20 protein-coding genes and 2 tRNA genes are annotated in these 21,253 nt (G+C 69.2%); 16 read left to right on the top strand and 6 right to left on the bottom strand.

Features of this window, described 5'->3' with window-relative positions:
* The first annotated feature begins 63 nt into the window (after positions 1–63).
* From recF to AMK33_RS15085, 6 genes are all read left to right on the top strand, one after another.
* On the top strand, positions 64–1,185 hold the full coding sequence (gene recF, locus AMK33_RS15110) for a DNA replication/repair protein RecF (RefSeq protein ID WP_073933319.1): 1,122 nt from the start codon (positions 64–66) through the stop codon (positions 1,183–1,185).
* Entirely contained in the window at positions 1,182–1,724 is a 543-nt protein-coding gene (locus AMK33_RS15105) for a DUF721 domain-containing protein (protein ID WP_073933318.1), read from the top strand. Before recF ends, AMK33_RS15105 begins: the two co-directional genes overlap by 4 nt.
* A gap of 432 nt (positions 1,725–2,156) precedes the next feature.
* Positions 2,157–4,217, top strand: a complete 2,061-nt coding sequence (gene gyrB / locus AMK33_RS15100; RefSeq protein ID WP_201263028.1) for a DNA topoisomerase (ATP-hydrolyzing) subunit B — start codon at positions 2,157–2,159, stop codon at positions 4,215–4,217.
* Between the two features lie 42 nt (positions 4,218–4,259).
* Positions 4,260–6,854: a DNA gyrase subunit A gene (gene gyrA / locus AMK33_RS15095; RefSeq protein ID WP_073933316.1), complete on the top strand. Its 2,595-nt coding sequence runs from the start codon at positions 4,260–4,262 to the stop codon at positions 6,852–6,854.
* A gap of 18 nt (positions 6,855–6,872) precedes the next feature.
* On the top strand, positions 6,873–7,619 hold the full coding sequence (locus AMK33_RS15090; protein ID WP_073933315.1) for a DUF3566 domain-containing protein: 747 nt from the start codon (positions 6,873–6,875) through the stop codon (positions 7,617–7,619).
* Positions 7,620–7,740: 121 nt separating this feature from the next.
* A tRNA-Ile gene (locus AMK33_RS15085) sits at positions 7,741–7,817 on the top strand.
* A gap of 288 nt (positions 7,818–8,105) precedes the next feature.
* On the opposite strand, the gene AMK33_RS15080 is transcribed toward AMK33_RS15085, so the two are convergent.
* Complete coding sequence (locus AMK33_RS15080; protein WP_073933314.1) at positions 8,106–8,474, bottom strand: DUF6344 domain-containing protein; 369 nt, start codon at positions 8,472–8,474, stop codon at positions 8,106–8,108.
* Positions 8,475–8,813: 339 nt separating this feature from the next.
* On the opposite strand from AMK33_RS15080, the gene AMK33_RS15075 reads away from it, so the two are divergent.
* Both AMK33_RS15075 and AMK33_RS15070 read left to right on the top strand, forming a co-directional pair.
* Positions 8,814–8,942: a DLW-39 family protein gene (locus tag AMK33_RS15075; protein WP_003999697.1), complete on the top strand. Its 129-nt coding sequence runs from the start codon at positions 8,814–8,816 to the stop codon at positions 8,940–8,942.
* Between the two features lie 224 nt (positions 8,943–9,166).
* Positions 9,167–10,426, top strand: a complete 1,260-nt coding sequence (locus AMK33_RS15070; RefSeq protein WP_443030919.1) for a hypothetical protein — start codon at positions 9,167–9,169, stop codon at positions 10,424–10,426.
* 26 nt (positions 10,427–10,452) lie between these two features.
* Here the strand turns inward: AMK33_RS15070 and AMK33_RS15065 are convergent, their stop codons facing one another.
* Positions 10,453–12,015: a serine/threonine-protein kinase gene (locus AMK33_RS15065; protein ID WP_073933313.1), complete on the bottom strand. Its 1,563-nt coding sequence runs from the start codon at positions 12,013–12,015 to the stop codon at positions 10,453–10,455.
* Positions 12,016–12,102: 87 nt separating this feature from the next.
* Entirely contained in the window at positions 12,103–12,651 is a 549-nt protein-coding gene (locus tag AMK33_RS15060) for a helix-turn-helix domain-containing protein (protein ID WP_073933312.1), read from the bottom strand.
* 182 nt (positions 12,652–12,833) lie between these two features.
* On the opposite strand from AMK33_RS15060, the gene AMK33_RS15055 reads away from it, so the two are divergent.
* A tRNA-Ala gene (locus AMK33_RS15055) sits at positions 12,834–12,906 on the top strand.
* Positions 12,907–13,030: 124 nt separating this feature from the next.
* Here the strand turns inward: AMK33_RS15055 and AMK33_RS15050 are convergent.
* Positions 13,031–13,735, bottom strand: a complete 705-nt coding sequence (locus AMK33_RS15050) for a DUF5324 family protein (RefSeq protein WP_073933311.1) — start codon at positions 13,733–13,735, stop codon at positions 13,031–13,033.
* A gap of 338 nt (positions 13,736–14,073) precedes the next feature.
* On the opposite strand from AMK33_RS15050, the gene AMK33_RS15045 reads away from it, so the two are divergent.
* Together AMK33_RS15045 and AMK33_RS15040 are read left to right on the top strand one after the other, a co-directional pair.
* Complete coding sequence (locus tag AMK33_RS15045) at positions 14,074–14,610, top strand: peptidylprolyl isomerase (protein ID WP_073933310.1); 537 nt, start codon at positions 14,074–14,076, stop codon at positions 14,608–14,610.
* 103 nt (positions 14,611–14,713) lie between these two features.
* Positions 14,714–15,604: a rhomboid family intramembrane serine protease gene (locus tag AMK33_RS15040; protein ID WP_073933309.1), complete on the top strand. Its 891-nt coding sequence runs from the start codon at positions 14,714–14,716 to the stop codon at positions 15,602–15,604.
* A gap of 279 nt (positions 15,605–15,883) precedes the next feature.
* Here the strand turns inward: AMK33_RS15040 and crgA are convergent, their stop codons facing one another.
* Positions 15,884–16,138, bottom strand: coding sequence for a cell division protein CrgA (gene crgA, locus AMK33_RS15035; RefSeq protein WP_030857015.1), 255 nt, complete (start codon positions 16,136–16,138; stop codon positions 15,884–15,886).
* Positions 16,139–16,279: 141 nt separating this feature from the next.
* On the opposite strand from crgA, the gene AMK33_RS15030 reads away from it, so the two are divergent.
* The 5 genes from AMK33_RS15030 (at position 16,280) to AMK33_RS15010 (ending at position 19,966) form a co-directional block, all read left to right on the top strand.
* On the top strand, positions 16,280–17,059 hold the full coding sequence (locus AMK33_RS15030) for a DUF881 domain-containing protein (RefSeq protein ID WP_073933308.1): 780 nt from the start codon (positions 16,280–16,282) through the stop codon (positions 17,057–17,059).
* A 196-nt stretch (positions 17,060–17,255) separates the two neighbouring features.
* Positions 17,256–17,417 carry a hypothetical protein gene (locus AMK33_RS15025; RefSeq protein ID WP_185931086.1) on the top strand — a complete coding sequence of 54 codons (162 nt, stop codon included), beginning with the start codon at positions 17,256–17,258 and terminating at the stop codon, positions 17,415–17,417.
* Positions 17,414–18,052, top strand: coding sequence for an aminodeoxychorismate/anthranilate synthase component II (locus AMK33_RS15020; protein WP_073933307.1), 639 nt, complete (start codon positions 17,414–17,416; stop codon positions 18,050–18,052). The genes AMK33_RS15025 and AMK33_RS15020 overlap by 4 nt, the downstream gene beginning before the upstream one ends.
* Positions 18,049–19,185, top strand: coding sequence for a class E sortase (locus tag AMK33_RS15015; RefSeq protein ID WP_073933306.1), 1,137 nt, complete (start codon positions 18,049–18,051; stop codon positions 19,183–19,185). Before AMK33_RS15020 ends, AMK33_RS15015 begins: the two co-directional genes overlap by 4 nt.
* A gap of 13 nt (positions 19,186–19,198) precedes the next feature.
* Complete coding sequence (locus AMK33_RS15010) at positions 19,199–19,966, top strand: class E sortase (RefSeq protein ID WP_073933305.1); 768 nt, start codon at positions 19,199–19,201, stop codon at positions 19,964–19,966.
* A 90-nt stretch (positions 19,967–20,056) separates the two neighbouring features.
* On the opposite strand, the gene AMK33_RS15005 is transcribed toward AMK33_RS15010, so the two are convergent.
* Positions 20,057–21,097, bottom strand: a complete 1,041-nt coding sequence (locus AMK33_RS15005) for a restriction endonuclease (RefSeq protein ID WP_073933304.1) — start codon at positions 21,095–21,097, stop codon at positions 20,057–20,059.
* Between the last annotated feature and the right edge of the window lie 156 nt (positions 21,098–21,253).

Here is a 21,253-nt window from a genome sequence, read left to right as displayed (position 1 = left end):
AGGACCGTATCCACAGGACCGTTTCCGCGGTCCGCAACGCCGGGGGAGGTCGGCGGAACGACCATGCACGTCACGCATCTGTCGCTGGCCGACTTCCGGTCCTATCCCCGGGTCGAGGTCCCGCTCGACCCGGGGGTGACGGCCTTCGTCGGACCCAACGGGCAGGGCAAGACGAACCTGGTCGAGGCGGTCGGCTACCTCGCCACCCTCGGCAGCCACCGGGTCTCCTCCGACGCCCCGCTGGTCCGCATGGGCGCCGACCGCGCGATCGTCCGGGCCCAGGTCCGGCAGGGCGAGCGGCAGCAGCTCGTCGAGCTGGAGCTGAACCCGGGCCGCGCCAACCGTGCCCGCATCAACAGGTCCTCGCAGGTCAGACCCCGGGACGTGCTGGGGATCGTCCGCACGGTGCTGTTCGCGCCCGAGGACCTCGCCCTGATCAAGGGCGACCCCGGTGAGCGGCGCCGCTTCCTGGACGAGCTGATCACCGCGCGCTCCCCGCGCATGGCCGGTGTCCGTTCCGACTACGACCGGGTGCTCAAGCAGCGCAACACCCTGCTGAAGTCGGCCGCGCTGGCGCGCCGGCACGGCGGCCGCACCCTGGACCTGTCCACGCTCGACGTCTGGGACCAGCACCTCGCGCGTGCGGGCGCCGAGCTCCTGGCGCAGCGGCTGGACCTGATCGCCACGCTCCAGCCGCTGGCCGACAAGGCGTACGAGCAGCTCGCGCCCGGCGGCGGACCGGTCGCCCTGGAGTACAAGCCGTCCGCGCCCGGCGAGGCCCACACGCGCGAGGACCTTTTCGAGCAGCTGATGGCCGCGCTCGCCGAGGCACGCAAGCAGGAGATCGAGCGGGGTGTCACCCTGATCGGCCCGCACCGCGACGACCTGCTGCTCAAGCTGGGCCAGCTGCCCGCCAAGGGCTACGCCTCCCACGGCGAGTCCTGGTCGTACGCGCTGGCGCTCCGTCTGGCCTCCTACGACCTGCTGCGGGCGGAGGGCAACGAGCCGGTGCTGGTGCTCGACGACGTCTTCGCCGAGCTGGACGCGCGGCGGCGCGAGCGGCTGGCCGAGCTGGTGGCGCCCGGCGAGCAGGTCCTGGTGACCGCGGCGGTCGACGACGACGTGCCCCATGTGCTGGCGGGTGCGCGGTTCGCCGTGGCCGAGGGGACGGTGGAGCGCGTATGAGCGACCAGGGCACGCCCAAAAGCGGTGCCGGGAAGGCCCCCGAGCCGTCCGGTGTCGACCTCGCGCGCGTGGCGTTGCGCGCGGCCAAGGAGGCGGCACGCGCGCGTGGGGACGCGGTGCAGCAGAAGAAGCAGGCGCGGCGCGGTGGCCTGCGTTCCGGCGCGCGCGCCGACCGGCGTGATCCGATGGCGCTCGGCCCGGCGATCAACCGGCTGCTCAGCGAGCGCGGCTGGGAGGCCCCGGCCGCGGTGGGCGGGGTGATGGGGCGCTGGCCCGAGATCGTCGGCGAGGACGTGGCCAAGCACTGCGAGCCGGAGCGGTACGACGAGGACGAGCGGGTGCTGGTCGTGCGCTGCGACTCCACGGCGTGGGCGACGAATCTGCGGCTGCTCGCGCCGACTCTGGTCGCGCGTCTGAACGAGGATCTCGGGCACGGCACCGTGCGGCTGATCAAGGTCGTCGGCCCCGGCGGTCCCGTCCGTCGCTTCGGGCCCCTGCGCGCTCCCGGAAGCACGGGTCCCGGGGACACGTACGGGTGATCGGGCGCCCGTTCCGGGCCCTTCAGCCCTACGTGATGGACATCACAACACGGGTCTCGACAGCGCTGTCCCGCCGCCGGTGCCCGCTTCGTCGTGGCACCGCACACGGTTGCGAATCGCCACCTGACTCCTAAGTAGCCAAGGGTTGACGGCCCGAAGCGCTGAGTGCCCTCGTGGGGCTCTTGGAGCCCCCATCCGCATATCGGGAGTCGGACGAGACCGGTTGAGGGCGGCACATGCGGACTCAGGTACCGGCAAACCCCCATCGATGTCAGTGCTACCGGTAGAATGGAAGGCAATCCCGCCCCGAACGTGGGGACCGCCCGGGAAAAGCTGAGCAACGCTGATCAAGGCTTACCAACGCAACATGCCGCAGCCGCTCCGGCAACCTGCCGACGAGCCCGGCTCGTGCTGTGCCAGAAAGGGCGCTTCGTGGCCGATTCCGGCAACCCCAACGAGAACATCCCGTCCACCGACACCGGCGTGAACACCGCGGCGACCACCTCGGGCAACGAGGTCACCGCCTCGTACGACGCCAGTGCGATCACCGTCCTCGAGGGTCTGGACGCGGTCCGCAAGCGACCCGGTATGTACATCGGTTCCACCGGTGAGCGAGGACTGCACCACTTGGTGCAGGAGGTCGTCGACAACTCCGTCGACGAGGCGCTGGCCGGTCACGCCGACACGATCGACGTGACGATCCTCGCCGACGGCGGCGTCAGGGTCGTCGACAACGGCCGTGGCATCCCGGTGGACATCCACCCCGTCGAGAAGAAGCCGGCCGTCGAGGTCGTGCTGACAGTGCTGCACGCGGGCGGCAAGTTCGGCGGCGGCGGCTACGCGGTCTCCGGTGGTCTGCACGGTGTCGGCGTCTCCGTCGTGAACGCCCTGTCGTCCAGGGTGTCCGTCGACATCAAGCGCGACGGCTACCGCTGGACGCAGGACTACAAGCTGGGCGTCCCGACCGCGCCGCTCGCCAAGCACGAGGCGGTGGAGGACTCCGGCACGACGGTCACCTTCTGGGCCGACCCGGACGTCTTCGAGACCACCGAGTACTCCTTCGAGACGCTCTCCCGGCGCTTCCAGGAGATGGCGTTCCTCAACAAGGGCCTGCGGATCAACCTCACCGACGAGCGCGAGTCGGCGAAGGCCACCGCCGGTGCGGACGAGGCGGGCGAGGACGAGAAGCACGAGGTCAAGGCCGTCTCGTACCACTACGAGGGCGGCATCCTCGACTTCGTGAAGTACCTCAACTCCCGCAAGGGGGACGTGGTGCACCCCACCGTGATCGACCTGGAGGCCGAGGACAAGGACAGGCACCTGTCCCTCGAGGTCGCCATGCAGTGGAACGGCGGCTACACGGAGGGCGTGTACTCCTTCGCCAACATCATCCACACCCACGAGGGCGGTACGCACGAAGAGGGCTTCCGCGCGGCGCTCACCTCGCTCATCAACAAGTACGCGCGGGACAAGAAGCTGCTGCGCGAAAAGGACGACAACCTCACGGGCGACGACATCCGCGAGGGTCTGACCGCGATCATCTCGGTCAAGCTGAGCGAGCCGCAGTTCGAGGGCCAGACCAAGACCAAGCTGGGCAACACCGAGGTGAAGACCTTCGTCCAGAAGGTCGTCTACGAGCACCTCAACGACTGGCTGGACCGCAACCCCAACGAGGCCGCGGACATCATCCGCAAGGGCATCGCGGCGGCCACCGCGCGCGTGGCGGCCCGCAAGGCGCGCGACCTGACCCGCCGCAAGGGCCTGCTGGAGTCGGCGTCGTTGCCGGGCAAGCTGTCCGACTGCCAGTCGAACGACCCCACCAAGTGCGAGATCTTCATCGTGGAGGGTGACTCCGCCGGCGGTTCGGCCAAGTCCGGCCGCAACCCGCAGTACCAGGCGATCCTCCCGATCCGCGGCAAGATCCTCAACGTCGAGAAGGCGCGCATCGACCGGATCCTGCAGAACCAGGAGATCCAGGCGATGATCTCCGCGTTCGGCACGGGTGTGCACGAGGACTTCGACATCGAGAAGCTCCGCTATCACAAGATCATTCTGATGGCGGACGCCGACGTCGACGGCCAGCACATCAACACCCTGCTGCTGACCTTCCTGTTCCGCTTCATGCGGCCGCTGGTCGAGGCCGGGCACGTGTACCTGTCCCGTCCGCCGCTCTACAAGATCAAGTGGGGCCGGGACGACTTCGAGTACGCGTACTCCGACCGCGAGCGCGACGCGCTGATCGAGATGGGCCGCAACGCCGGCAAGCGTATCCGCGAGGACTCCGTCCAGCGCTTCAAGGGTCTCGGTGAGATGAACGCCGAGGAGCTGCGCGTCACCACGATGGACCAGGAGCACCGGGTCCTCGGCCAGGTCACCCTGGACGACGCCGCCCAGGCCGACGACCTGTTCTCGGTCCTCATGGGCGAGGACGTCGAAGCCCGCCGCGCGTTCATCCAGCGCAACGCCAAGGACGTCCGCTTCCTCGACATCTGAGTCGGTCTCAGCTGACCGCACCAGGAAGGACCTTCACCAGCAATGACCGACGAGAACACTCCTGTGACGACGCCCGAGGGTGACGCCCTGGCGATGCGTGTCGAGCCCGTCGGGCTCGAGACGGAGATGCAGCGTTCCTACCTCGACTACGCGATGTCCGTCATCGTCTCGCGTGCGCTGCCGGACGTCCGTGACGGCCTCAAGCCCGTGCACCGCCGCGTGCTGTACGCCATGTACGACGGTGGCTACCGCCCCGAGCGCGGCTTCTACAAGTGCGCCCGCGTCGTCGGCGACGTCATGGGCAACTACCACCCGCACGGTGACACCTCCATCTACGACGCCCTGGTGCGCCTCGCCCAGCCCTGGTCGATGCGGATGCCGCTCGTCGACTCCAACGGCAACTTCGGCTCGCCGGGCAACGACCCGGCGGCGGCCATGCGGTACACCGAGTCGAAGATGGCGCCGCTGGCGATGGAGATGGTCCGTGACATCGACGAGGAGACCGTCGACTTCACGGACAACTACGACGGCCGCTCCCAGGAGCCGACCGTCCTGCCGGCCCGCTTCCCGAACCTGCTGATCAACGGCTCGGCCGGCATCGCGGTCGGCATGGCGACCAACATCCCGCCGCACAACCTGCGCGAGGTCGCGGCCGGTGCCCAGTGGTACCTGGAGAACTTCGAGTCCTCGCACGAGGAGCTGCTGGACGCGCTCATCGAGCGCATCAAGGGCCCCGACTTCCCGACCGGCGCCCTCGTGGTCGGCCGCAAGGGCATCGAGGAGGCGTACCGCACGGGCCGCGGCTCGATCACCATGCGCGCGGTGGTCGAGGTCGAGGAGATCCAGAACCGCCAGTGCCTGGTGGTCACGGAGCTGCCCTACCAGACCAACCCCGACAACCTCGCGCAGAAGATCGCCGACCTGGTGAAGGACGGCAAGATCGGCGGCATCGCGGACGTCCGCGACGAGACGTCGTCCCGGACCGGCCAGCGCCTGGTCATCGTGCTGAAGCGGGACGCGGTCGCCAAGGTCGTCCTGAACAACCTCTACAAGCACACCGACCTGCAGTCGAACTTCGGCGCCAACATGCTGGCGCTGGTCGACGGCGTGCCGCGCACACTCTCCCTGGACGCGTTCATCCGGCACTGGGTGAACCACCAGATCGAGGTCATCGTCCGCCGTACGCGCTTCCGGCTGCGCAAGGCCGAGGAGCGGGCGCACATCCTGCGCGGCCTGCTGAAGGCCCTGGACGCCATCGACGAGGTCATCGCGCTGATCCGGCGCAGTGACACCGTGGAGATCGCGCGCGGGGGCCTGATGGACCTCCTGGAGATCGACGACATCCAGGCCAACGCCATCCTCGAGATGCAGCTGCGCCGGCTGGCCGCCCTGGAGCGCCAGAAGATCGTCCAGGAGCACGACGAACTCCAGGCGAAGATCAACGAGTACAACGAGATCCTCGCCTCCCCGGTCCGCCAGCGCGGCATCGTCAGCCAGGAGCTGGCCGCGCTCGTCGAGAAGTACGGCGACGACCGCAAGACGAAGCTGATCCCCTACGAGGGCGACATGTCCATCGAGGACCTGATCGCCGAGGAGGACATCGTCGTCACGGTCACGCGCGGCGGCTACATCAAGCGCACCAAGACCGACGACTACCGGGCCCAGAAGCGCGGCGGCAAGGGCGTACGCGGCACGAAGCTCAAGGAAGACGACATCGTCAACCACTTCTTCGTGTCCACCACCCACCACTGGCTGCTGTTCTTCACCAACAAGGGCCGGGTCTACCGGGTGAAGGCCTACGAGCTGCCCGACGCCGGCCGGGACGCGCGCGGGCAGCACGTGGCGAACCTGCTGGCCTTCCAGCCGGACGAGACGATCGCCCAGATCCGCGCGATCCGCGACTACGAGGCGGTGCCCTACCTGGTCCTGGCCACCAAGGCGGGCCTGGTGAAGAAGACGTCGCTGAAGGACTACGACTCCCCGCGCTCGGGCGGTGTGATCGCGATCAACCTGCGGGAGCAGGAGGACGGTTCCGACGACGAACTGATCGGCGCCGAACTCGTCTCGGCCGACGACGATCTGCTGCTGATCAGCAAGAAGGCACAGTCGATCAGGTTCACGGCGACGGACGACACACTCCGTCCCATGGGCCGCGCGACCTCGGGCGTCAAGGGCATGAGTTTCCGTGAGGGGGACGAGCTGCTCTCGATGAATGTTGTTCGACCCGGTACGTTCGTGTTCACTGCCACGGACGGCGGGTACGCGAAGCGGACCGCCGTCGACGAGTACCGCGTCCAGGGTCGCGGCGGCCTCGGCATCAAGGCTGCCAAGATCGTCGAGGACCGCGGCACCCTCGTCGGCGCGCTGGTGGTCGAGGAGACCGACGAGATCCTCGCCATCACGCTGTCGGGCGGTGTGATTCGTACGCGAGTCAACGAGATCAGGGAAACCGGCCGTGACACCATGGGCGTCCAACTGATCAATCTGGGCAAGCGCGATGCCGTGGTCGGCATCGCCCGTAACGCCGAGGCCGGACGCGAGGCGGAGGAAGTCGACGGCGACGTGGCCGTGGACGAGACCACCGACGGGGACGCGACCACCAGTACGGACGAGGGTGAGGCGCCCTCGGCCGAGTAGCACGAGGAGTGAGTCAGCGTGAGTGGAGCCACGGGCGCCGGACCGGCCGGTACCAGCAGGGGAACGGACGGCGGCGGCCGTGGCTCCGCCGCGCGGGCGGCGGATCCGCACACGACCAATCTCAAAGCGATCAAGCCGCCCGCCAAGGACGCCTCCTCGTCCGACAGGCAGGGATCCCAGGGGGGAACCGTGACGGACACCCGAGGCCCGCAGCAGGCCGCGCCCGGCCAGGGCGCCGCCGCTCAGACGGCCTCACCACTGCCGGGGGAACGGCACTCGCAGCAGCAGGCGGGCCCGTACCACCCGCCGCAGGCCTACCCGGCGCAGACCGGTACGGCGGCCGGCCAGACCGGCGCGGTACGACGTCCCCGCACGGGGGCGCGCACCACCCCGCGCGTGCGCAAGGCACGTCTGCGGGTGTCGAAGGCCGACCCGTGGTCGGTGATGAAGGTCAGCTTCCTGCTCTCCATCGCGCTCGGCATCTGCACGATCGTCGCGTCCGCGGTGCTGTGGATGGTCATGGACGCCATGGGCGTGTTCTCGACGGTCGGCAGCACGATCTCCGAGGCGACCGGCTCCAACGAGTCGAACGGTTTCGACCTCCAGTCGTTCCTGTCGCTGCCCAACGTCCTGATGTTCACGACGATCATCGCGGTCATCGACGTCGTCCTGGCGACGGCGCTGGCGACGCTCGGCGCGTTCATCTACAACCTCTCCGCGGGTTTCGTGGGCGGTGTCGAGCTGACGCTGGCCGAGGACGAGTGAGCTGCTCACAGCGGTCTCCCCGCCCGTTTTGAGGGTCCCGCGACAACCGATTTTGGGACTGCCCCGGTCGTGCGCTAATCTTCAGGAGTCAGCGCGCGGAACACACACCGCAGAGCGCGGCGGGGCTATAGCTCAGTTGGTTAGAGCGCATCCCTGATAAGGATGAGGCCACAGGTTCAAATCCTGTTAGCCCCACCAGCGAGAAGACCCCCGACCGATCACGGTTGGGGGTCTTGTCATTCACGGGGCACATCAGCCGGTGAACGGCACCCCAGGGTCTTGCCCAGAGGGACGAGCCCCAGGTGATGACCTTGAAGCGATCGCAGTGGCTGACATCCGTCCCCTGCCGTGGACGGCGAAGAAGACCCCGGTCGGATGTCGACCGGGGTCTTCTGGTGTCGGCTCGGGCCGTGGTGCTGTACGCGAGTTCGCCAGGACTCGGGGAAGCGGCGACGGCGCGAGGAGAGGGTGGTGGAGGCTCCGTGATCAGCGCTGGAGGGGGATGCGGCCGGTGGCGGGTTCCGTGCGGGTGAACACCGTGCCGTCGGAGCAGTCCGCGGAGTCGGACTCCGCCGTCGTGTCCGAGGACGGACGGTGCCGGCAACTGGGAGACTTGCCGTGGGCCTCGGCGTGGATGCGCTGTTTCATCGTGGGGGGCAGGGCCCTGGACAGTGGCCAGGACCGCGGGGGCGTCGTCGTCGCCGACACGTTCGGGGTGCTGTCGCTGTTGCGCGTCTTGTCGGTCTGCGGTACGGCCGCGGAAGCGGTCGTGGTGATGAGTCCGAGCGCCGTGCACAGCGCGAGGAAGGCGGTGACGATGGCGTTCCACAGCTTCATGACCTTGTTCCGGGCCATGGCCCCTCACTTTCGGGTTGGGCGATTTGCGTACTTCCCTCATGATGTGTATGGGGACCGCGAAGTGGTGGACCGACGCCCGTGGCGCGTGGATGTTCAGATGAACACCACACGGATGGGTGCATAAGCGGAGAAAAGATGCGGAGGTGGCGGAGAAGCCGCCAAAGTGACCGTCCGTGCGGATGTGATCACCCTCCGGCCGGATCGCCGTACTCCGCTTCTACTGCGCCGTGCCGGAGGGCAGTTGGAGGGGTCGACGCAGGTCACCGATCGGTATCGACCGGTGTGTATAGTCGGGCGCCAGAGGTCCCCTACGTCAAGGAAAGACGAGGTCGCGCGGTGAAGAAGCTTCTCCTGGTCGCACTGGCCGCCATCGGCGGGCTCCTCGTGTACCGCCAGATCCAGGCGGATCGCGCCGAGCAGGATCTGTGGACGGAGGCGACTGACTCCGTGCCCACGGGTTCGTGAGTACCGATATCCGACGCTGAACAGACCCCGGCCGCCCGCGCGGTCGGGGTTTTGTGTGTGCCGGGGACTTGTCGGAGGACCTCGTCCGCGGGGCAGGATGGGCGCGGTGCGACGTCCGGGCGACGACGAGGGGTGGGCGCGTGAGGGGACGGCGGGGCAGGGCCCGGTCCGGGCACGGCGGGCCCTCGGCCGGCGGACGTGCGGGCGTGGTGACGCTCGTGTCCGTGACGGTGCTGGGACTGGCCGGTGTGCCGCCGGGGCGGGTGGCCGTCGCGGACGAGGCCGCCGAAGGCATCGGGGCCTACGCCTTCGCCGAGGACGCGCGGAGGATCGACGGCTCCGTGAGCACCGCGGACGCCGTGGAACGACTGGAGCCCGGCCGTACCTACCGGAGCACCCTCCCGGCGAGCGGCGCGGTCTACTACCGCCTCGAACTCGACGCCACCACGAGCACCTACGTCTCCGCCACCGCCGTACCCCCGGCCGGCCGCACCGCCTCCGTCATCGACGGGGTCAAGGTGTCCGTGCAGGACGGCGAGGGCCGCTCCTGCGACGTGGACACGGCGAGCTTCGGCACCGCCGGCAGCCGGCATCCGGTCGCCGCGTGGGCCATGCGGGAGATCTCCCCCAGGAGATCGCTCTGCCAGGAGGCCGGTACGTACTACCTGAGCGTCGAACGCGTCGACCCGGACGGGGAGGGCTCCTCCCCCGGCCCCTGGGAGACGGAGCTCACCGCGGTGGCGGAGCCCCCTCTGGAGCAGGCCGGTGCGACGAGTGCGCCGAAGGAGTGGAACTCCGCCCCGCCCCAGCCCCTCACCGGGAAGCCCGAACGGCGCTCCGGAGGCGCGGGCTTCTCCCGGGCCACCCCCGTCGGCCAGGGAGTCTGGCGGGACGACATCCGCCCCGGTCAGACACTCTTCTACAAGGTCCCCGTCGACTGGGGACGGCAGCTCTACGCCACCGCCGAACTGGGCGGTTCGAGCAAGGGCGTCAGAGGCTACACCGCCGCCGCGCTGGACCTGGACCTCTACAACCCCGTACGCGGTCACGTCGTGGACGTGGGCGTCGGCTACGACGGCGGCCAGAAGGCGGAGAGCCTCGCGCCCCTCCCGCCGGTCGCGTACGTCAACCGGCACGCCGCCGGCCGCCAGGTCGGGGCGATGCGGTTCGCCGGCTCCTACTACCTCGTCGCGCACCTCTCGGCCGCGGTGGCGGACGACTTCGGCGACGGGCCCGTCCCGCTGACGCTGCGGGTGCGGCTGAGCGGTGCGGCACAGGACGGGCCCGGATACGCGGGGGAGCCCGTGCCGCCGGACGCCTTCACGGTCACGGAGGAGGACCGGGAGACGGCGGCCGAGGGCGAGGACGCGGGCGACGACGCCGCCTTCCGGGCGCTCGCGGTGGGCGGCATCGGTACGGGTACCGCGCTGCTGGCGGGGCTCGGTGTGTGGACGCTGGCGGCCCGGCGGCGGGCCGTGCCGTAGGCCGTGGACGGCTCGGACAGCGGCGGTCAGACGCGCGTGAGGGCCCAGAACCCCACGGCGTAGCAGGCCAGGGCCAGCAGCAGCAGGGGAACGACCACCTGTGCCGGAGGACCGGGGCGGCGGCTGCGCCGGCGATGGGTCCGAGGGGCGGTGGACCCACGCTGTGACAGTGCCTCGCCCAGAGGCGGAGCCTGCGAGGCCTGGGCGGTGTACTCCGCGGTGGAGGCGTCGGGACGCGCGGCCGGCCGTGGCAGGGGGGAGCGGAGCTGATGGGTGGGGTCGTGGGGGGACACGGCGGCCGACTGGTGCTGTACCGGCCACTGGGGGGCCCGTTCGGGGGGCGGCGGAGCGGGCGCGGGGGAGGAGGTGATCGTGGCCCGGGGCGGCGGCAGGGGGAAGCTCCCGGTGTCCGACATGCCGGGCGGCTGCGGGAAGGCGCCGGACGCGGCGCCCAGACGTGGATCGGCGGGTACGACGCCCCTGTCCGGGCCCACACCGAGCGCCCCTGACCCGTCCGGGCCCGCCCCGAGCTCCCCCGAGCCGGTTCCGGCGTTTGTGCCGGCGCCCGCCGCCGTGGCCGGCCGGACGGACCCTGGGCCGGTCGTGCCGCCGGAGGCGTCCGCACCGTCCGTGTCCCGGCCGGATCCGGAGCCGGGCGAGGAGCCCCGCTCCTCCTCCGGGGCCGTACGCACCACGCCCGAAGCCCGCTTCAGCGGACCGTCCGCGGCGAACCCCGGGGGCAGGGGTCCCAGTTGGTCGAAGATCTCGATCAGTTCGTCGTCGGGGCCGGGCTCCGGAAGGAGCTCCGCGGCGGCCGAGAGCGCCTTCCGCGCCCCCGTGGCCGTACGGAACCGCGCCTGCGGATCCGGCTGGAGCAGTGAGGCCACGACCTGCCACAGCGGCTCGGGGATGCCCTGGGGCGTGCCGGGCGTCCCGTGGTCGGCGAAGTACTGGATGAGGGCCTTGGCGTCCGGCTTGGCGCCCTCCAGCAGATACAGCGCCACCAGGCCCACGGCGAACAGGTCGGCGGGGAAGTCCGGCTCGGAGCCCATCAGCTGCTCCGGCGCGAGATAACCCGGCGTGCCCACCACCAGGTTGGTCTCGGTCAGCCGGGGCTCGCCCAGCCGCATCGCGATGCCGAAGTCCGACAGCCGCAGCCGCGGCCTGCCCGTGCCGGTGGCCTCCAGGAGCACGTTGGCGGGCTTGATGTCACGGTGCACGACGTCCTCCGCGTGCACCGCGGCGAGCCCCGACAGTAACTGGTCGAGCAGGGTGCAGACGAAGGCCGGCGGCAGCGGACCGTAGTCGCCGACCAGGTGGACCAGCGAACCGCCGGCGACCAGGTCCATGGTGAACAGGACCTGGTCGTCGTCGGCGGCCCAGCTCGTGGGCGCCAGGACATGGGGATGGTCGATCCGCAGCGCCTGCTCGCGCACGAAACGGAGCAGGGAGTGGGCGTCGCTCTGCAGCAGGACCTTGGCGGCCACATAACGGCGGCGGCGGTGGTCCCAGGCACGCCAGACGGCACCGACACCCCCGCGCCCGATCGGATCGACCAGTTCGTACCGGCCGGCGAAGACCTCACCCATCGCTGTGCGTCGCCCTTCCCCTGCGGTGTCCCCCCGTCTTCCGCGCGTCCCGGCGGCCGGACCCCCCTTCGGCCGCCGGGCGGGGAATCAGTTCTGGTGGGACTGGTAGTGCGTGACCGCGTCGGAGGTGCGGCCCGCGCCGTAGACCCGGAGGAACTCTGCCAGTTCGGGGTGCGTGGGGGCGAGGGTGTCGGCGGCCTCGATGATGTCGCCGGCGGCGGCCACCGAACGCAGCAGGGACTGGATCTCGCGGACCACCCGCTTGACCGTGGGTGCCCCCGAACTGCTGGTCGTCTGCGTGGTGTTGCTGAGCACCGAGCCCCCCTGTGACCTCTTGATCTCGTCCATGCGCTCGGTCGCCTCGGCCGCGCTCACACTGCCGTCGGCTACCTGCCCCGCCAGGTCCTGCAGCAGCTGCACCCGCTGCACCACGGCGGGATTCCCGATCTTCGCCCGCTGGCCGCTCATCAGCTGCGACAGCATCGGTGCGGACAGTCCCAGAACCCCCGCGAGACGAGCCTGGTTGAGGCCCAGGTCGTCTATGAGCCTACGGAAGAGCGCCCCCAGCGGCTCCCCGTACCAGTTCCGCTGCAGTTCCCGCGCTCTTGCGGTGGCTTCCTGCTGTGCGGCGTCCATTGCGTCTCCCCATCGCTTCCCCAAGAACCGTGGTTCGCTGTAGCGAACCACGTCCGAGCATCTTACGGAGAGTGGTTGGTCACGGGGACCCCCAATCTTTTTGCGGAATCCCCGGGGGGACCCGGTACTCTGGTCCCAGGCGCCCACCGGGATGCGGTTCTCGCAGGTGGACGCTTTCCTCCGGGGCCTTAGCTCAGTTGGTAGAGCGCTGTCTTTGCATGGCAGATGTCAGGGGTTCGACTCCCCTAGGCTCCACATTCGGGCCCCTCTCACCTGCGGAAACGCGGTGGGAGGGGTTTCTTGTTTCACGTGAAACGGCGCGGTGGGGCAGGAGACACCCAAGTCTCCTGCCCCACCGCGCCGTTGACGCCGCCGCGCGTCAGGTCTGGTCGTCGCGCCGGGCGGCCTCCTCCTCGGCCTCCTTGGCCTCGACCTCCGGGTCGAGCGTGGCCCCGCTGCTGCCGTCCACCGACGTCAGCTTGGCCGACCCCGACGACACATCCGTCGCGGCCGGCGGCTCCACCAGCCAGTCCGGGTTGGCCTGCTTGTCCCACCACTTCCAGGCGGCGAAGGCGCCGCCCGCCACGGTGCCCAGGAGCAGGACCACCTTCGCGGCACGGCCGGCCTTCGCCCGCCGCCGCTGCTTGCGGACCAGCTTCTGGATCTGCCGCGCCGGAACCTGGCCGCGCAGCGCGACCAGTGCTGCCGCGCCACGGGCCGCGGCCTCTTCCGTCACGGGACCGGCGGCGGCCACCGCCTGCTCGATCCTCGGACGGGAGTAGTCCGCCGCCTGCCGGGCGACCTTGCGGGTGCGGTCGGCGGCCTGGTGAGCGGCCAGGTCGACCTTCGGCGGCACATGCGTCCGGGCCTGCTCCAGATACGGCTGCACATGGGCGCCGTACTGGACGCGGGCCTGGCCTGCGGCCTGCGTCACCATGGGCGCGAGCCGTACGCGGGCCTCCTGCGCGTAGTGCGCGGCCCTGACCTTGGCCGTGTCGGCGTAGGGCGCCACCACTTCCGCGGCGTGCAGCACGCTGTCCTTCGCCGAACCGGTCGCGGCGCGCACGCTGTCGATGCGGGTCACGGGTTCCTCCTCCTCGGTGGCGTACGGTATTTCGACTTTCCACCCTTTTACGGATCATGCCTGCCGGGTCACCGCGCGGCATGCGCGGACGGGCATCCGGGTGCCGATGAACTTGTTCGATGGTGATATCGACTGTGATAAAGGATGAATCCGGGCAACGGGAGCTTGTCGTCGACAATGCCACGGATCGCCGCCATGTGCCCCCGGCGCGGGACCACTCACCGGGTTCCGTGCAAGCGGAACGGCCCGGTTCCCCACCTGTGTACGGACGCCGGGCGACTGCGCGCCCCGTCCGTGCGAGGATCAGGGAGTCACGGAAAGACAACGGAAGGCACATCGTGGCTGAGCAGCTCAACGCCACCCTGAAGACCAACCACGGCGACATCCAGGTCCGGCTCTTCCCGAACCAGGCGCCGATCACGGTCAAGAACTTCGTCGAGCTCGCCAAGGGCGAGCGGGAGTGGACTCACCCGCAGACCGGTGCGAAGACCACGGACAAGCTCTATGACGGTACGGTCTTCCACCGGGTGATCAGCGGCTTCATGATCCAGGGCGGAGACCCGCTGGGCAACGGCACCGGTGGTCCCGGCTACCAGTTCGAGGACGAGTTCCACCCGGACCTGCGCTTCGACAAGCCCTACCTGCTGGCGATGGCCAACGCCGGCCCGGGCACCAACGGCTCGCAGTTCTTCATCACCGTCGCCCCGACGGCCTGGCTGAACCGCAAGCACACCATCTTCGGCGAGGTCGCCGACGCCGCCAGCCAGAAGGTCGTCGACGCCATCGCGTCCGCGCAGACCAACCCGCGCACCGACCGTCCGGTGAAGGACGTCGTGATCGAGTCGGTCGTGATCGGCGAGATCAGCAAGGGCTGACACCTCGTCCCCGGAGTGCGAAAGCCCTCGAAGGGAACCAATCGCCCCGCTCATCCGTAAGGATGGGCGGGGCGGGGCTTTTCCACACGACCTAGGGGATCCCATGGACGACCAGGCAGCCGGCAGTCCGCAGGACGCCCAGCGCGTCCCCGTCTGCTATCGCCACCCGGACCGCGAGACCGGCATCCGCTGCACCCGGTGCGAGCGGCCGATCTGCCCCGAGTGCATGGTCGACGCCTCGGTCGGGTTCCAGTGCCCGGAGTGTGTCCGCAGCGGTTCCGGCACGGGGCACGCGCCGACGGCCTCCATGCCCCGCACGCTCGCCGGTGGAGCCGTCGCCGCCGATCCCCGGCTGATCACCAAGATCCTGGTCGGGTTCTGCCTCGCCGTCTTCCTGGTCCAGCTGTCGCTCGGCGACCGCTTCACCGACCACTTCCAGCTGATCGGCCGTGCGTACATCCCCCTCCTCGGATCGGTCGAAGGCGTCACGGAGGGGCAGTGGTACCGATTGCTGACAGCGATGTTCCTGCACGGCAGCTACATCCACATCATCTTCAACATGCTCAGCCTGTGGTGGATCGGCGGACCTCTGGAAGAGGCGCTCGGTCGAGCCCGTTACCTCGCCCTCTACCTGGTCTCCGGGCTCGCGGGTAGCGCGCTTACGTACGTGATCGTCGCCCCGAACCAGGGCTCACTCGGTGCGTCCGGAGCGATCTTCGGGCTGTTCGGTGCCACCGCCGTACTGATGCGCCGGCTCAACTACGACATGCGGCCGATCATCGCCCTGTTGGTGATCAACGTGATCATCACGTTCGGCTGGGGCAACATCGCCTGGCAGGCCCATGTCGGAGGGCTCGTCGCCGGTGTCGTGATCGGGTACGCCATGGTGCACGCCCCGCGCGAGCGGCGGGCGTTGGTGCAGTACGGCACATGTGCGCTGGTCCTGGCCGTGGTCGTCCTGATGACCCTGTTGAGGACGGCGCAGCTTACCTGAGCCCCGAGTTTGTCCACAGTAGGTGTCGGATCTTGTGCACAGGGTGCGGGGAAGGCTGTGCGCTGGGTGATCGACCAGCGTTTCCGCAGCTCAGGCTGTGTGCGAACAGATTTTCGGTTACTGGTATTTCTGTCACACCGGCGTCAACGGCCTGAAAGTTATCCACAGATCGGGTCTCCTATCCACATGTGGACAAGGCCTGTGGATAACCCAGAGGACAACCCTGCCCAGAGCTGATGGACAGCCCTGGGCAGAGGAGCGCTCACCGTACGGCGGGCGTTACTTCCACTGGGTGGAGACGCCGAACCCGGCGGCGATGAACCCGAAGCCCACCACGATGTTCCAGTTGCCCAGGGCGTCGATGGGCAGCGAACCGTCGGTGACGTAGAAGACGACGATCCAGGCCAGGCCGATGAGGAACATGGCCAGCATCACCGGCGCGACCCAGGCACGGTTGGTCAGCTTGAGCGCGGTCGTCTGCTTCGCCGGCGGTGGCGTGTAGTCGGCCTTCTTGCGGATACGTGACTTCGGCACGAGGGTCTCTCCTGTCGATGCGCTGCGTGGCCGCGCAGGGAACTGGGTCGGGCTCGGGGCAGCGTACAAGGGGACTCCGAGCACTCCCCCGGGCGTCCGTTAGCGTAGTGCTTCCACGGCGCCGAAGGAGATAAGGGTACGTTGAGCAATTCTGCCGACTTCCCCGGGAAGGAATCCAGTCCTGCCCGCCGACGCCGTCTCCGGCCCGTGCGGATCCTCACCGCGGGTGTCTTCGCTCTGGCGGGACTCATCTTCTTCACCAGCTTCGACACGGCCAAGGGCACCAACATCCGCACGGACGCCTCGCTGCTGAAGCTCTCCGACCTGATCCACGAGCGCAGCCGCAAGAACGGCGAGCTGGAGGAGTCCAACGGAGTGTTGCGCGACGACGTGGAGGCCCTCGCCGAGCGCGACGACGGCAGCACCAAGGCGGAGGACGACAAGCTCGCCGCCCTGGAGAAGCGTGCCGGCACGCAGAAGCTCAAGGGCGAGGCGATCACGGTCACCCTCGACGACGCGCCGCCGGACGCCACCGCGAAGCTCCCCGGCTACCCCGAGCCGCAGCCCGACTATCTGGTCATCCACCAGCAGGACCTCCAGGCCGTGGTGAACGCGATGTGGCAGGGCGGCGCCGAGGGCATCAAGGTCATGGACCAGCGGCTGATCTCCACCAGCGCCGTGCGCTGTGTGGGCAACACCCTGATCCTCCAGGGCCGCGTCTACTCACCGCCGTACAAGATCACGGCGGTCGGTGATCCCGGGAAGCTGAAGAAGGCGCTCAGCGCCTCGCCGGCGATCCAGAACTACATGGTGTACGTCAACGTCTACGGGCTCGGCTGGCAGGTCGAGGACAACGGGACGGTGACACTGCCCGGCTACGCGGGCACGGTGGACCTGCACTACGCGAAGCCCGTGGAGTAGCGGCCCGTCCCGGTTTCACGTGAAACAGCCCGGACATCGAGAAGAGCGGCCCTGAACCACGTATGCGTGGGTGCACGTGGCCGGGCCGGCCCTGACCTCACACAGCCTGTGGAGGCCGGGAAACCGGAGGGGTCGCGCCGTTAGTCTGTTGGCGTACGGCGTGGGTCTGGTGCCGTGGTACGACGGAAGGGACGGCATGTACAGCTGGATCTGGCGGCATCTGCCGGGCAACGGATGGGTGCGGGCACTCATCTCACTGGTGCTGATCGTCGCCGTGGTCTACGTCCTCTTCCAGTACGTCTTCCCGTGGGCCGAGCCGCTGCTGCCCTTCAACGATGTGACGGTGGACAACCAGTGAGCGCGCGCATTCTCGTCGTCGACAACTACGACAGCTTCGTCTTCAACCTGGTCCAGTACCTCTACCAACTGGGCGCCGAGTGCGAGGTCCTGCGCAACGACGAGGTGTCGACGGCGCATGCCCAGGACGGTTTCGACGGGGTGCTGCTGTCGCCGGGCCCCGGCACTCCCGAGGAGGCCGGCGTCTGCGTGGACATGGTCCGGCACTGCGCGTCCACCGGGGTGCCGGTCTTCGGCGTCTGCCTCGGCATGCAGTCGATGCAGGTGGCGTACGGCGGTGTCGTGGGCCGTGCGCCCGAGCTGCTGCACGGCAAGACGTCGCCGGTGGAGCACGGGGGCAAGGGCGTCTTCACGGGCCTGCCCTCCCCGTTCACGGCGACCCGCTACCACTCGCTGGCCGCCGACCCGGCCACGGTACCGGCGGAGCTGGAGGTCACGGCCAGGACGCCGGACGGCATGGTGATGGGGCTGAGGCACCGTGAACTCCTGGTCGAGGGTGTGCAGTTCCATCCCGAGTCGGTGCTGACCGAACACGGCCACCGGATGCTGGCCAACTGGCTGGTGGAGTGCGGCGACGAGGGCGCGGTGGCGAGGTCGGCGGGGCTCGCCCCGGTGGTGGGCAGGGCCACGGCGTGACCGCGCTGCGCCCCGAGCGCGAGTCCGGCGCCGACGCCTACGGCGGCGCCGGCGAACAGGACACCTCGTACGGCGGACAGCCGTACGGGGCGCCGGGCGCGTACGGGGACGGCTGGTACGGCGACACGGCGTCCGGCTCCTGTGGCGGCGCTGCCGAGAGCACCGCGTATCTGCCGCCGGTCGACGAGGAGACGGTGGCGCTGCGGATCCCCGAGCCGCCGGAGCGGACGGCTCGGACGGCGCGTGAGGAGTCAGCGTCGGCTCCTTTAGCGGCGCCGGGCGGGCGTGCGGCCCGCAGGAAGGCCGCCAGGAAGCGCCACGGGCGCCGTGGAGGCTCTCACAAGGCCGTGGAGGGCCCTGGTGCGGACGCGGGCCGGGAAGGGGCGTCAGAGGCGCCTGAGGGGGTGCCACGGGCGCCGCTGTCGCGGGTGGAGGCGCGTCGGCAGGCGCGGGCGCGCAAGGCGAGTCCGGCGGTCGTCGCGAGCCGGGCCATCGGCGAGGTGTTCATCACCTGCGGTGTGCTCATGCTGCTGTTCGTCACCTACCAGTTGTGGTGGACGAACGTGCGGGCGCACGCGCAGGCCGGCAAGGAGGTCAGCGACCTCCAGGACGACTGGGCCAGCGGCGAGCGCAAGCCGGGGGCGTTCGAGCCGGGGCAGGGCTTCGCGCTGCTGCACATCCCCAAACTGGACGTCGTGGTGCCGATCGCCGAGGGCATCAGCAGCAAGAAGGTGCTCGACCGCGGCATGGTGGGGCACTACGCGGAGGGCGCGCTGAAGACGGCGATGCCGGACGCGAAGACCGGCAACTTCGGGCTCGCGGGCCACCGCAACACGCACGGGGAACCGTTCCGGTACATCAACCGGCTGGAGCCGGGCGACCCGATCGTGGTGGAGACGCAGGACGAGTACTTCGTCTACAAGATGGCGTCGATCCTGCCGGTGACGTCGCCGAGCAATGTGAGCGTCCTCGACCCGGTGCCGAAGGGCTCGGGCTTCACCGGGCCCGGCCGCTACATCACGCTGACCACGTGCACACCGGAGTTCACCAGCAAGTACCGCTTGATCGTCTGGGGCAAGATGGTCGAGGAACGGCCGCGCAGCAAGGGCAAGCCGGATGCGCTCGTCAGTTAAGGGCAGAGGAAACGTGGCAGCGACCGCCGACGACACCGAAGAACACGCCGACGCGCCCGCGTCCTCGCCGCCACCGGGCCGCCGCAGGCTGGGGCCGGTGGCGATGGTGGTCAGCTTCTTCGGGGAACTCCTCATCACCGTGGGCCTGGTGCTCGGCCTGTTCGTCGTCTACTCGCTGTGGTGGACGAACGTCGTCGCCGACCGCGCGGCGGACAAGCAGGCGGACAAGGTCCGCGACTCCTGGTCCCAGGAGTCCGACGACGGCGGTGGCAGCGGTGAGCCCGCCTCCTACGACAGCAAGAACGGCATCGGCTTCCTGCACGTGCCCGCGATGAGCGGTGACGAGATCCTCGTCGAGAAGGGCACGTCGATGAAGGTCCTCAACGACGGCGTCGCCGGCTACTACACCGACCCCGTGAAGGCGACCCTGCCGACCTCAGGCAAGGAGGGCAACTTCTCCCTCGCCGCCCACCGGGACGGGCACGGCGCGAAGTTCCACGGCATCCACAAGATCCAGAAGGGTGACCCGATCGTCTTCGAGACGAAGGACACCTGGTACGTCTACAAGACCTACGCGATCCTCCCCGAGACCTCGAAGTACAACGTCGACGTCCTCGGGAAGATCCCGAAGGAGTCCGGCAGGAAGAAGGCCGGCCACTACATCACGCTGACCACCTGCACGCCGGTGTACACCAGCAAGTACCGGTACATCGTGTGGGGGGAACTGGTCCGCACGGAGAAGGTGGACGAGGAACGGACACCGCCGGAGGAACTGCGCTGAATCCCCCTGCCGAGGGGGACGGTTGTCTACCATGGCGAAGGCCCGAAGCCGCAACCTGCTTTTGCGGCTTCGGGCCTTCTGCCCATGGTCCTAGCGCAGTGCTTTCAGCCGCGCTCCGGCGCTCCACGCCTCCAGTTCCGCACGGTCCACGGTGAGGACTCCGCTCAGGTCGGCGATCGCCTGTGCTTCGTGGCTGAAGTAGGACGTGGTGACGAACAGGGCGACGTCGACGCGTTCGACGGCTCGCGCGGCTCCGGCGAACCTCTGCATGTCCGAGCTCGGCACGTGGCGGTGGCCCGCCCGGTTCTTGCACTGGACGGCGACGGTACGGCCGTCGGCCGTGCGTGCGGTGATGTCGATGCCCCGGTCGATGTAGGTCTGTCGTACGACGACCTCGTTGCAGCCGTCCCGGCGCAGCAGGTCGGCCACATGACGTTCGAACGCCTGCCAGGTCATGGCCGCGATGGAGTCCCTGACCCGGTCTGTCGGAATCTCTTCCTCCAGGCCGCTGATCCGGCGGTGGTGCCGGCACAGCGTGCGTTCGACGTTCTCGATGTCCTCGCGGAGCTCGATGAGTTCGCGGCGGTGTTCACCGGAGGTGGCGATCAGGGCGTTGAACATCGGCACGACCGTCGTGCCGAGAATGCGGGTGATCCGCTGGTCGATGCGGTCGTCGAGCAGGGCGGGGTCGGGCTGCGGAGGGTTTTCCACAGGCTGTGTGCGGGCCAGGTACTCCATGTCGAGCAGGTAGGTGCGTACCTGACGGGCGACGTGGCTGTCGCGGAGGAGCATGGCGACGTTGAGGATGGCTCGCCGGGAGTAGATGGTGAGGCTCCGACGGGCCTGTGGATAACTTCCCAGCGAGCGTGACATGTTGTCACTCTCGAATTGCCGCAGGTCAGAGCCTCGGAGTACCGCCATTCCATTGACTTCGAGCTCTTCACGGTGGCGCTTGGTCAGTTGTCGGACGGCTTCGATCGTGACCTCGAAGTACGCCGCCGCCATCGCCGTCGTCACATGCATCCCGTCCGGCAGTAGCGACAGGGCCTTCACCCTGTCGAGGACGTCCGTCCGGTCCAGCACGCTGCTGCGCAGAGTCTTCGACTCCAGGAGTGCGGATTCGTTGATCACTTTCTGCCCCTTTCGGTTCGGTGCTCGGGGCAGAACTCAGATGCCCCACCCCACCCGATCAACGAGGGGTGACGGGCGAAGGCACGAGCGAAGCGAGGACGCGTGTGCGGGGCGGGCTCATGACGGAAGCCCCGGCCCTCTCCGGAGAGGGCCGGG

The sequence above is a fragment of the Streptomyces sp. CB02400 genome, assembly GCF_001905725.1.
GTDB classification, from domain to species: domain Bacteria; phylum Actinomycetota; class Actinomycetes; order Streptomycetales; family Streptomycetaceae; genus Streptomyces; species Streptomyces atrovirens.
The sequence above is the reverse complement of the archived record's forward strand: the minus strand, read 5'-3'. Positions and strand labels throughout refer to the sequence as shown.